This is a genomic window from Spongiactinospora gelatinilytica (genome assembly GCF_003236385.1).
GTDB classification, from domain to species: domain Bacteria; phylum Actinomycetota; class Actinomycetes; order Streptosporangiales; family Streptosporangiaceae; genus Spongiactinospora; species Spongiactinospora gelatinilytica.
Window position 1 is genome coordinate 1 of the sequence record NZ_POUA01000237.1, and the last position, 12,227, is coordinate 12,227.

Consider the following 12,227-nt stretch of genomic DNA (forward strand, 5'->3'; position numbering starts at 1 on the left):
GTCCGCTACCCCCCACTCCCAGCCTCACCTCGCCGTGCCTCAGAGCCCGGTGTCCGCATCCGACCCCCATTTCGACCCCACCGACGCGCACACCACCACGCCTCCCAGCAGTGCCGGCGCTCCCCGATCCGGCCCAGGCCAGCCCGAAGCCCCCCGGGACCGCACGCAGCCCCATACCGAGCCGACCACTAACTCCATCGACGCCGACGACAGGCTCCACAACCCACGGCCCGTTCCCGGCGGCACCGACACCGGCATGCCAGCGCACGCCCCCAACGCTGAAACGGCCAGACCCGAATGGGAACACCTGCCCACCGACCTCCCCGACACCGGCATACCGGCACAGCCCCTCACCGCTGAAACGGCCAGACCCGAATGGGAGCACCTGCCCTCCGACCTCCCCGACAAGGTGGCCGCCTACCGGGCGGGGTACCTCGCCGAGGACCGGAGAACGCTGGAGAAGGCCCTGCGCTCAGGCGAGCTTCTCGGCCTCGCCACGACCAACGCCCTCGAACTCGGCGTCGATGTGTCGGGCCTGGACGCCGTGCTCATCGCGGGCTGGCCCGGCACCAGGGCCTCGTTGTGGCAGCAGGCCGGTCGCGCCGGTCGTGACGGCCAGGACGCGCTCGCCGTACTGATCGCACGAGACGACCCCCTGGACACCTACCTCGTCCACCACCCCGAGGCCCTGTTCGGCCGGCCCGTCGAGGCGATCGTCCTCGACCCGGACAATCCCTACGTCCTCGGCCCACACCTCTGTGCCGCCGCCGCCGAAATCCCGCTCACCGAAAGCGACCTTCCCATCTTCGGTCCCACCGCCCCCGAGGTGATCGCGGACCTGGTACGGCGGAGCATGCTCCGGCAGCGCACGTCAGGTTGGTTCTGGACACGCCGGGAACGCGCGACCGACCTCGCCGACATCCGAGGCTCCGGCGGAGCACCGATCCAGGTCGTGGAGACATCGACCGGACGCCTTCTCGGCACGGTGGACGAACCGTCGGCCCACACCACGGTTCACGAGGGCGCCGTCTACATCCACCAGGGAGAGACCTTCCTGGTGGACACCCTCGATCTCGACGAAGACATCGCCCTGGTGACCACCGCCCAGCCCGACTACACCACCTACGCGCGCGATGTCACGGACATCGCGGTACTCGACTCCCTGCGCTCACACCCCCTCGGCTCCGGCGAACTGCACTTCGGCACGGTGGAGGTCACCCGCCAGGTCGTCTCCTACCTCAAGCGCCGCCTCCAGAGCGGCGAGGTGCTCGGCGACGAGCCGCTCGACCTCCCACCCCGCACGCTGCGCACCCGCGCCGTCTGGTGGACACTGCCCACGGCGCTCATCACCCCCCTGGCGGAGGAGCACGGCCTGCACATCGGCGGGGCCGCCCACGCGGCCGAACACGCCTCGATCGGCCTCCTCCCCCTCTTCGCCACCTGCGACCGCTGGGACATCGGCGGTGTGTCCACCGAACTCCACCCGGATACGGGTCTCCTCACCGTTTTCGTCTATGACGGCCACGAAGGAGGCGCCGGCTTCGCCGAACGCGGCTTCGCCCGCGCCCGGGAATGGCTCACGGCCACACGCGAGGCGATCGAGTCCTGCGAGTGCGACTACGGATGCCCTTCCTGCATCCAGTCCCCCAAGTGCGGCAACGGCAACGAACCCCTTGACAAGCTCGGCGCCGTCCGTCTCCTCAACGCCCTCCTCTCCTCCCACCCCTGACCCCGCCATCAGACGCCCAGACTTGGAACACCCCACCAGAAACCGGCAGGCACCGACCGCCTTCGCCGGTAGCATGCCGCCACCGGTAGGCGAACCCCATGGGGTGAGGGACCCATCGCATGAGGCCCCTCATCGTGGGCCGGCACATCCCACAGCCGATCAACCCCAACCCCCAATGCGGCGCCCGAAAGGCAGAGTTGATCACAGCGGTCGATGCCCGGCCGACAGCGGCCTGGAAGGCCGGCGAACAGGCCCCGCCCGAGCCCTCGACGTAACCCGGCGTTCGGCCAAACCGGGTAACGAGTACCGTACGGACACCCGGACCTCCGCTATCAGCCCATCGACCTGACAGCGTTCCAGCACCGCGTGATTCGCCGAGGCCGCCGACTCCGCCTCATTACATGCCTGATCGGCTCCGCGCACGACCACCCGGGCAGCAGCCAGGGCACTGAGGTCGGCAGCGCTTCGAACCCGATGTACGGCCACCCGCGCCATCCCGACATAGGCCACCCCCATCGCCATCGCCATCAAAACCCCCATAAACGCAACCACCCACAACGTCGCCGACCCCCGCTCCTCTATGCCGTCCACACACCCGCCAGCACCCACGCCGAGCTCCTTTCTGATCCTTTTCCGGCCATCTCCAATCCCAGGCGCCCCTACTACGCTCAATCCCCGCCAAGCCACGCTCAGATGAGCAGCGCATGTCGCCAAGCAATGGCCTCCCGCCAAGTAGCGCGATAGGAACGCTCAGGTCGGGCATCACGCGCCACTCCGCGAGACGCGACCTCCAAGAAAAGGCACCGCCGCAACCTGGGTATCGACGTATGATCACACATCGCCGCTATCGAACTTAGCGACAAGAATCGACTGCCAGTGGCCAAGCGCCGAGTCGTGATGCGGAGTGAATCCAGCGGCCAGCAGGTCCAGGACCGCCGGCTGTAGCAGACGGACCACAGCGCTCGCACTTTCCGCCATACACCCGAATAGCGTCACCCACACCACACTCTGAACGCCAGCTCCCCAAGGCAGAACCGCACATCCCCGCCTCACCGCACGCCTCCAAGAGCGCGCCCACAGAGTTTCAACGGCCCCGAAGCCGCCCACCCCCAGGGATAAATCAGCGGCACCCGCAGCAGACCATGCCCAAATGAGCAAGATCCACTACCGATAGGGCCTATGTAAGGACCACCGTGCGAAATTCACCCCACCTCACGGGACGCCACCAGGGATAGTTGCCCCGGGCGGCGAACGCGCCACTTCGCTCCGACAAAGCCAGGGCCCAACAACCACTGCCCACCGGCAGCGACATAAAAGCTCCTTTCACGCCCCAGGGCGCAGGCCCTGTATGTCGCCGACTGGCCGACTCGCATCGCATGGGTCTCATGTCGTCGCCTCGTCGGCGCCCGGTTCTGTTATCGCCGCGGCATCGCTTCCCACAGAGACCGCAGGAAGTCGCTCACCCCACTTCGGACGCACCTGCGCGGACACGCTCACCCTGGTGGTGCGGGCATCCCGCAGTACGGCGACCTCCGCGCCGTCAGGAGCCAGATCTGCCACCAGTTGGCGAACCTGTTCGATCGACTCTCCCCTCGCCGCAGCCCGAGCGCCGGCTCGGGCAGCGTCCACGCATTCAAGCTGGGCCCCGACCACGGCCACCGCCCATATGGCCGCGGCCAAAACCACCATCAGCGATGGCAACACGGCCGCAGTCTCGGCCGTCACCGACCCTCGAGACCGCCCGTAACCCGGTAATAGGACGCCCGGCCGCGCACTTGTCCGTCTCGTGCGCTGGTCCGAAGGGATGCTTGCTGCCCGGCCGTAACGCACCCGCGCGATGGAGGATCGGGAACCGGGCCTGCGGACTAAAGGGGCCGAGCGCTCACCCAGCACACGAACGCAAGCACTCACCATGCGGCCGAGGAACACGCCCACCATGCCTCCTGCACGCCGACGCTGCCTCTCTGCGGGAGATGCACGCGAACCACTGGCACTTCGGCCGCCGCTCAGGCCGCCACCGGGCGAACCGGCCACGACCTTCCTGAACGTGCGAGGGCCGCCGGATTCGCAGTTCCCAGTGCCCCTCCTAGCAGCGCAATGCCGAGCACGCTGTAGATCGCCCATGTCGTCCCTCCATAACCATCTACGAACCTCACAAGCCCCGGATAACCACGCACAGGGGCCACCGCCGACAGGACCTCCCGGAAGTGGAAGTAGCGACGACCTCCGGGAATGTCATCACTGAACCTTTTCAACCTCAAGCTCCTTGGTCAGAGGCGGTAAACGAGACGCCGTAGCCGCATGACCAGGCGTCCTGCGGGGCACCATGCCCGGCCCGAGCCCGATAGAGACGCCTTTGACCCGGGGGCCAAGCGACCGGTTGAAGTTGAAAAGGACCCACTGATGCCGACAGCGGCCCCCGCCGGGTGGCGTGAACCCGCTGCGGCGGTCCTCACAGGGGACCGTCTATAGCAGGTGCCCCCTCGCCGCTTACGGGCGAGAGCGCCCTTGATCGCAGTGTCCGCAGCGGACGAAACTCCGCCACGCTGCAGGACACGGCGACGCCCACCCAGAGGCTTCCGAAAGCAGGCGCAAGCGAACCGGTTCCTACATCGAGCATGGGAACTATCCAGCTCTGGTAGGAATGGCCATCGCCATGTAGGCCAAGGCCGCCCTCACAAACCTCAACGATCACGTCCCCCGAAGTGGTCGAACTGGCCGCAGCCCGAGCGGCCGGCCTATGCGATGTCCAATCTGAACGTTCGCACTTGCACCACTGGACGGGACACCATCACCGCACACCCCCAGCCCGGCGGCCCTGCCTGGGATGACCTCATGGCGCCTGCCACCCCATAAAGCCATGGCGGGCTCACCATGCCAACACCACCCCACAGGACCGCGACACTCCATAAGCAACGAACACTCTTACGCGCATGGGGAGTGTCCGACGCTGGAAGGAACGGTCGGCACCTCGAAGGTCGAAGCATGGCTTCACATCTCCCCGAAGGCCCTCTTCGCCCCCGCTCAGTCCGGACACCCCCGGCGGGTCGAAGGCGTTAGCCGGCGACGCTGAGGGCTTTGTTGATCAGATTCATCAGCACCTCCTGAATCTCCGTCCCGGTCACCACCTTGTAGAGGAGCGCGGCGAACCCGCAGGCCGCCAGAGTGCCCATCGCGTATTCCGCAGTGGACATGCCCCGGTCTGAGCCGCCCTTCGCCGCGAACGCGACCCGTCTCACGCAGCGTGCAGCCAGTGACACCACCGCAGCACGTGCCCGATTGCCGACGCGCAGCGCGCTCACCCGGCCCGGCCACCGCCAGATCCCCCTGGCCATCGTCATCAACCTGTCCATCGCGGCCTCCCGCTCTCCGGCCCCAGGCCCTTCGCCCGGCGACAACGCGTTCAGAATCGCCGATTCCCCGCCCCCGCCAAGCGGCCGAACGTGATTCTGTGGATAACCGCAAGATCGCTGGAATCCCGCCCTGTGGACAACGTTCCAGGGCCACGAGATCTCCGAAATGCGACTGCCGGCCGGCCGTGCCCACGCCGTCACAAGCCCCCTCGCGCCCGGGCTCCATCGCTCTCGCGGCCCGCCAAGATCTGCACTGCCGAGCTCCTGCGAGGTGGTGCAATTCGGCTTGGCGCTCCTCAGACGGGGCGGTCCGGTGCGGGGGCCTCGGTACGTGTCTTCGGTCCCACAACACCATCGACGGGTCACCTTGTGGCAGGCCTGGAATCGGAGCGTCGCCGCGCGGGTCAGGTACGCGGTATGCGCCGGGCTTGCAGCGGCGCGCGCTCAACGTGGGCGTGCCGCCCTTCTAGGCTCGCCTGCGTGTAGGTGCCGGTGCCGGACGACGACACCACGAGAAGACGACGCCATGGGCGGGCGCCGTTGCTCGCGTCGTACGCGACCAGGCGGCCCCCGGTCCGCCGAAGCCCCGCCCTGGTGCGGACGCGCGCCGCCTTCAACACCTCCCCCGGACTACCGACCGTCATGGTCGTATCAGCGCAGGGCATGACAGTGGCACATAGTCATCAGGTGCGCGTCCAGTTCCGCGCGGTGTAGCCGGATCGACGCTGAGCCCATGTACTCCGGTCGCTTGAACCAGCTCAGCGGGCGGTACATCGACTCGGGCCGGGCCGGGCGCGGTCACCTTACGCCTGGTCAGACGGATGTGACAGCTCACGCTCGCCTCTGAGCAGCGAATATGAGGGCAAAAGGGCTCACTGATTCGCGCTCGGGCACACCGCACGGAGATCGAATCGACACTGACATCTTTCGTCCTCGCCTGCGGGGGCCTGATCACAACGTGATCGCGGTTCGCGCGAAGGAGCGGCGACGCAAGAGAGCCCTGGTAGACAGGTTGGATCGACCAAGAACAATCACTGGACCTGGGGTCCAGGGGTCTCTATCGTGCCGCCGCCGACTTGTCCTCGCGGACGCTCAACCATGTGGTCGGGATCACCCGGCGGCAGTGCAAGGCGGTCCGCTCGCCATGGCGGCGACTCAACCCGGGCCAGCAGCCCCCTGGCCTTGGCCTACCTGCGTAACAGCGAGACCTCTCCCTGGCGGGCGCTGGGTTAGCGTCTCGGCGGCCACTGCGGGGCGGCATGTGGAGCCGTCGGCGCGCTCGCCCGACTCGGCCGAGACCTTGAACCGGCTATCTGTGAAAACCATCGCGGTGTTTCAAAACTACGAGACTGCCCGAGGATGAAATGGCGCAAGTCATAGCCCTGCCCTGGCCAATTTGCTCGGAGGCCGAGGCTTCTACGGCAGCGTATGAAACGAGCAAGGGCGGCTCAGATGCGTAAGGCGGGCCAGGTGTTGAACAGCACGCTCAAGGTCGAGTACGTGCATCGTCACCCTTCGCACCCAGATCGAGGCCCGCGCGGAGGATCGCTGACTTCTACAAGGCCACCTGACGGGACATGGCCAGCGACGGGCCGCCGCGCATTACGTTCGTACTTAGCATGATCGAGAAGCCTCATCGGCCCGGCAGAGAACCGTCTCCATGATCGCAGCGGGGTAGCGCTCCGCCCTCGCTTCTACGGTTGCCTATAGGTAGGCCAGCAGCATGTCCAGGGGCCGTGGTACGCGATCCAGGTCGAGTGCTTCGACGAGGCGACCGGAGTAGCGGATCTTGCGGCCGCTGCCCGAGCCCATGAAACGGCGCAACTGATCGTGAGTGCTTCTGCCACGCCATGCGAGTTGCCTCTGGAGCGTGCGAAATGAGCTGAGCTCGCCGCCGACGTCGACAACGCGCTCGACCGCCGCGGTTCCGAGGGCGCGGATCAGCTCATCTTCCAGGTCGGCGACACACACGAAGAATCCGAGCGCCTCCAGATCGCTTCGGCTGAGGTCGGTTCCGAGGCCGGCGCGCTCCAGGCTCCTGCGGAAGTCACCTTCCTCACGGGCATCACACAGACCGGCCAGCCGTAGGCCGTGACCAAGGGGGCCGAACCTGCCGATGTACTTCCCGATGTTCGTGGCACCGCCCATCGCGAGAAGCGCGATGCCTTCGGCCATAAGGTTCCGGCCATGGCGCTTGGCCAGCGCTTCGATGGCCGACTTGTCGCTGGCGCCCTCGACCAGGACCACTGTGTGGGTGTCGCTCACGAGCCCAGCTTTCCACCGAACGTGGAGGGGTTCGACTCCTTTACGCCTTGGCGGGTCGTCACAACCGCAGTTCATGCTCTCCGACTGTCGCCCGGCTTATTTTCTTCCTATTGCCGAAGCCTGATAGTTCGCCTCGCTGCGCCCTGAGCGGTCAGTTCGAATAGAATGCCAAGACTGGTCATAGTCCCTTCAGCCAGCCCAAGGGCGGCCCAGAAGCCCAACCCTTCGGCCTGGAAGTAGAACTGGTGCCATTACAGAGCGCTAACGCCAAGCGGGTACATCAACCTATCCCCTTAGCCGAAGGGCATGAGCCACCTGTGTCAACGATTCTACATTGCCCCGATATTCGTAAATATCGCTGGTTGCCGAGAACGCTTCTATCAAAAGGTCAATACTTGGGCGGCGAGTCCGGCGATCACGGGGACGATGCCGAGGCAGACGAAGGCGGGAAGGAAGCAGAGTCCGAGTGGTGCCACCGCCTGAACACCGACTCGGCGGGCTGCGGCGGAGGCGGCGGCTCTGGCGGTCGCGGTGGCATCGTCCGCGAGGCGGGTGAGGGCTTCGGCAACGGGAGAGCCGGTGGTCGCGGCACGGATCATGGTACGTGCGAGTTGGGCTGTGGCGTCCTCCCGCAGCAGCCATGACCAGGCGTAATCCGGTGCGGCCCCTAGCCGTAGCTGGCCGTTCACCCAGCTCAGCCGATCGCCGAGGGGGCCGCCTATTGCGGCCGCGGCCGCTTCTACGGCGCTGGTCATCGGCTGGCCCGCGCGCAGGCAGGCGGCCATCAGGTCGGCAGCGAGGGGAAGATCGTCGGCTACGTGCGCCGTCTCGTGGCGGGACTCCGGCGGCCTTCGCGTGCGGAGGGTGAGAATGGTCCCGCCGAAAGCGACGCCACCCACGAGCACACCGGTAACACTGGCGCCAAAGATCAGTATCCCGAGGACCGCCATCCCGCTCGCAATGGCCGGTTCGCGGATGCCGGCCGCGTCCGGTCGGACGACGAGCGCAGTCGGAGAACTGGGCGAAGCGGGCATTGCCCGGTGCGTTGTCCTGGCCATGGCCTTTCCCGGTTCGTTGTTTCGTGGCGATCGTGGAGCGCCTTGCTCTGTCCTGCTGGTGATGGCATGCACCTCGGCAGCCTGGCGGCCGGCATCGCGGCGGTAAGGGTGAACGCCTGCGATAGGAAGAGCTCCGGCCATGAACCCACCGCGCGAATGATCTTCGAGGCCACGGGCGGGTTCTTCTGGGAGATGCCGAACCGGGCCGTTCTCCTCGTCGTGGGCGAGCGCCCCAAGATCGCGCTCCATGCCCTCCATTGAGCCGAGCATGAGAGCCCTGGGAAGGTGGCCATGCCGACCGAACCCGTCTCGGGGAGCCGAACCAGAACGCCTCTGGCGGCGTAGCTGATCCGCGTCGCGGATCGCCAGCAAACGATCCGCAGCCGTTGGCGCGGCAAGCCACAGCCACATTGCCAGGGAGCTCGCTACTACCGCGAGCAAAATCCAGGTCACTGCTCAACCTCACTTATCAGCAGAAGTCACTCCAGGAGAGGTCAGAGGTGACCTCCGGAGAGAGGTGGAATTTCATGTCGCCACCACTTCGCTCCACTTTTCCGATGCCTGATGTGGCCGCAGCAGCGCCTCCAATCGATCGCGTAGAGCAGATCAGAGATCGGATTCTCGGGCTTGAGCCGGTGGCGGTGTTGTGGAACTTGGGGCTGGATAGGTTCTCCTGATAGGTACTGAACTACCAAGGTCATGTTCCGGCCCGTGGCAGGAATTTCTGCGGCCGAGCCTCATAGGCTGCATACGCGGCGAGCGACGGCTCTCCCGCGCGCCCGGCCGGCCGCGCCTCAGTGCCGCGGTGCGAAGTTCGCGCTATGCCGCAGAGCAGCAACACTCCCGGCCCGTGACCGGGCTTGGCTCAAGGTGAGAAATCCGCGGGACGTCCATGCCGACCACCGAACATCTCCCGCTCTGCGACCCGATTCGCCACCCTGGCGCTCTCTGGCGCCAAGTGCGCATGGGGTTCCTCTGTCCGGTGCCCAGGGAGGAACGAGTTGCGGGTTTGGGGGCGAGTGCCGTTGGTCGTCGCTTTGACCGTTCCGGGGTCCAAGGGGTTCCGGTGGGTCTGTGTGCTCGGTGTGGCACGGAATTTCGCAAGTCTGTGGGATGCCCGCTCACGCCCGTTCGGCACGAGCTACGAGGTGGTTGGTCCACCAGAGCCCGCATGCGTTGAGTGACAGACCTACCAGAAGGCAGCCGAACCCCATGGGCCCGCCGAAGAGAAAGCCGATGGGATTCATCCCCATTCCTGTGGCCAGCAGCAGCCCCAAGAGCGGCAGAGCGGCCAGCAGGCATGCGGTGGCTCGCGGGCCCGCGAGTTGGGCGGCCGTGTCCTGGCGGTGAGCCTGTGCGGCCCTGAGCCCGGTCTCCACCCGATCGATGAGGGCTGACAGGCCCGCTCCGACGCGTGAACTCAGTTGCCAGCACGCTGCCAGCCGGCGCAAACCCTCACCGCCCTCCTCCGGGGCGACGGCCCGGAGGATCGCCGGGACATCACCACCGTTGCGTGCTGCCGTGTCCAGTGCCTGAGCCGCCGATGGCTCCGGGAAGCGCACCCATGCCACCACTCGGGACAGGGCCTCGGCCGGGTTGCGTCCGGCCGCGAGTTCGGCTCCGAGGCCGTGGCACAACTCAATACAGGCCGTGTGCCACAGCGCGGTGGCCTTCGCTCGGGCCGACCGGCGTCCCACACGGTCAGCGAACGGGAGGCGCCTTATGAGAGGCGCACCGATCCGGGTCACAAGGCGGATCAAGGCATTGAAGTCTCCCCGGGCGGGCTCCATCGAGATCTCATAGGGAGCTGCCCGTTCTGGATCGGGACGAATGGGTCTGGGGATGAGCCCCATATGTGCGGGGCCATACCGTCGAGCCGGGGAGTTGGCCGGCCTGGGTGCTTGGGTCGTATCCGCATGGGCGTACAGACCTGTGGCCAGTCGTCGGGCGAGGGACAGGAGCGGGCGGGGCGCGGAAGCCGCGGGCGGACGCGTGCGCGGATCTATGGCCAGCCCGTGGCTGACCGGAATAGGCGGTCCATTAGCGGCCGCTGCGCCGACGCGGGGGCGTAGTGCCATGGAAAGACCACGGGGCAGGGAAACGGCGCCCTTGGGGGCTGGACCTCCGTCCGCCTGGGCGTACGGCGTCATGGTGAGGTCACGGGATGGGGGCGCTGTCGCCGCGGAGGCAGGTCTCCGGCCCGCGCGGGTGTACGGGCCTGTGACCAGCCCCTGGGCAGGAGAGACAGGGGTTCCAGGGGTGGAGGTCATGTCTCGGTGGACCCGTAGGTGGTCGGTGAGGGACGGGATGGCGGTCGTCTGGAGGCCGTATGGGAGTCCGCCGGGATCAGCGGCGGCGGTTTTTGGACCTGGTGGATGGGCGGACCTGGCGGCGATGAGGCGGGAGAGTCTCGCGCCGGCGGGGCTGGGCAGGGTCCAGATCCATACCGCCAGGGCGGCGAGTACGGCCGTGGCCATGGCGCTCATGAAGTCGCCTCCGGAAGCGCTGGGCGTGCGGGATCGTCCCGCAGGCGACATGGCGACGCGGAAGCGTCGCCTGGAGGCTGCGGGCCCGTGGAGTCGACCTCTGGGGGCTGTCGGCTTGTGCGATCACCCTTCAGGGAACACAGGCGCGCGGAATCGCTGTCTGAAAGCCGCACTGCTGCGGGTTCGCCCTCCTGAAGCCCGGAGCTCGCGTGATCACCGTCCGGCGAGTGCGGGCTCGCCCGTCCACTCTTCCGGAACCACGGCCTGGCCGGATCGCTCTCGGAAGGACCCAGATCAGAAGAGTCACCCGCTCGAAGCTCCGGGCTCGTACGATCATCGGCTTGAAGCCGTGGGTTCGGGCACCCGTCATCCGTAGACCACAGACCCGAAGCACCCCCCTTCGGTGACCCCGACCTCGCTGAGTCGCCCTCCGAAGGCCGCAAACCCGAAGGATCACCATCCCGAAGCCGCGAACTCGTACGATCAGCGTCTAGAACCCGCGAGCCCCCCGGAGCACCCTCCCGGGGAGGATCACCGTCTCGAAGCCCTGAACCCGAGCGACTGCGATCCGCAAGCCACGGACTTGGACGACCTTCCTCCGAAAGCCCCGTCTCCGAAGGATCACCCTCGCGAAGACACAGGCTCACACGCTCACCGTCCGGAAACTGCAAGCCTGCGGGGCCATCCCCATCCCCGGGCGGCCGAAGCCCGGAAGAATCACCGTCTCGAAACCCTGAGCCCGGGCACCCATCATCCGCAAACCGCGGACTCGAAGGACCACCCTCCTGCAGCCACGAACTCGTACGATCACCTTCTAGAGCCCGCGAGCGCCCCGGAGCACCCTCCGGCAACCGAAGCCGGGGAGGATCACCGTCTCGAGGCTGTCGGCTGGGGCGACCGCGATCCGCAAACCACGGGTTTGGCGGATCACTCTTCGGTGACCCCGACCTTGCCGGCTCGCTCTCCGATGACCGCAAGCCCGAAGAAGCATCGTCTGGGAATCGCGAGCCTCTGGGGTCGGCCTCTGAAGGATGGAGCTTCGGGGGATCTTCCTCTGATGGCCGCAGCCGTGCAGGATCGCCCTGTCGAAGCCCCTGGCTCGTGCGATCAGCGTCTTGAAGCCGTGGGCCCGGTCGCGGACCTACGGGGGCAGTCTCCCAAAGGCCTAAGTTCACGCAGTCGCCTGTTGAGTGCCGCGGACTCGCCGGGTCGTACTGCGGAAACCGGGTGCTCGGGCCATAGTCGTCTGACCGGCGCGGGGTCGTGCGGTTGCGCGGTGGAGGTCGCAGGTCTGTGACGGCGCCGGCGGGGAGCCGGTCGGCGAGGGCGGGGAGGC

8 protein-coding genes are annotated in these 12,227 nt (G+C 67.0%); 1 reads left to right on the forward strand and 7 read right to left on the reverse strand.

The window, feature by feature from the left end; all coding sequences use genetic code 11:
* A partial coding sequence (locus tag C1I98_RS25625) for a Zn-binding domain-containing protein (RefSeq protein WP_438672108.1) occupies positions 1-1,729 on the forward strand: 1,729 nt, incomplete at its 5' end.
* 201 nt (positions 1,730-1,930) lie between these two features.
* On the opposite strand, the gene C1I98_RS45805 is transcribed toward C1I98_RS25625, so the two are convergent.
* From C1I98_RS45805 to C1I98_RS25665, 7 genes are all read right to left on the reverse strand, one after another.
* On the reverse strand, positions 1,931-2,416 hold the full coding sequence (locus tag C1I98_RS45805) for an Rv3654c family TadE-like protein (RefSeq protein WP_368773545.1): 486 nt from the start codon (positions 2,414-2,416) through the stop codon (positions 1,931-1,933).
* Positions 2,417-3,112: 696 nt separating this feature from the next.
* Positions 3,113-3,853 (reverse strand): TadE family type IV pilus minor pilin, encoded by a 741-nt coding sequence (locus tag C1I98_RS45130; RefSeq protein ID WP_306461918.1) that lies wholly within the window; start codon positions 3,851-3,853, stop codon positions 3,113-3,115.
* Positions 3,854-4,785: 932 nt separating this feature from the next.
* A complete protein-coding gene (locus C1I98_RS44325) occupies positions 4,786-5,082 on the reverse strand; it encodes a DUF4244 domain-containing protein (protein ID WP_306461919.1) in 297 nt (98 codons plus the stop codon).
* 404 nt (positions 5,083-5,486) lie between these two features.
* Positions 5,487-5,726, reverse strand: a complete 240-nt coding sequence (locus C1I98_RS25645; RefSeq protein WP_146607622.1) for a hypothetical protein — start codon at positions 5,724-5,726, stop codon at positions 5,487-5,489.
* A gap of 1,060 nt (positions 5,727-6,786) precedes the next feature.
* Positions 6,787-7,347 (reverse strand): TOPRIM nucleotidyl transferase/hydrolase domain-containing protein, encoded by a 561-nt coding sequence (locus C1I98_RS25650; RefSeq protein WP_111169988.1) that lies wholly within the window; start codon positions 7,345-7,347, stop codon positions 6,787-6,789.
* Between the two features lie 380 nt (positions 7,348-7,727).
* Complete coding sequence (locus C1I98_RS25655; protein ID WP_233508172.1) at positions 7,728-8,663, reverse strand: type II secretion system F family protein; 936 nt, start codon at positions 8,661-8,663, stop codon at positions 7,728-7,730.
* A gap of 863 nt (positions 8,664-9,526) precedes the next feature.
* Positions 9,527-10,195, reverse strand: a complete 669-nt coding sequence (locus C1I98_RS25665) for a type II secretion system F family protein (protein WP_111169991.1) — start codon at positions 10,193-10,195, stop codon at positions 9,527-9,529.
* Positions 10,196-12,227: the final 2,032 nt, after the last annotated feature.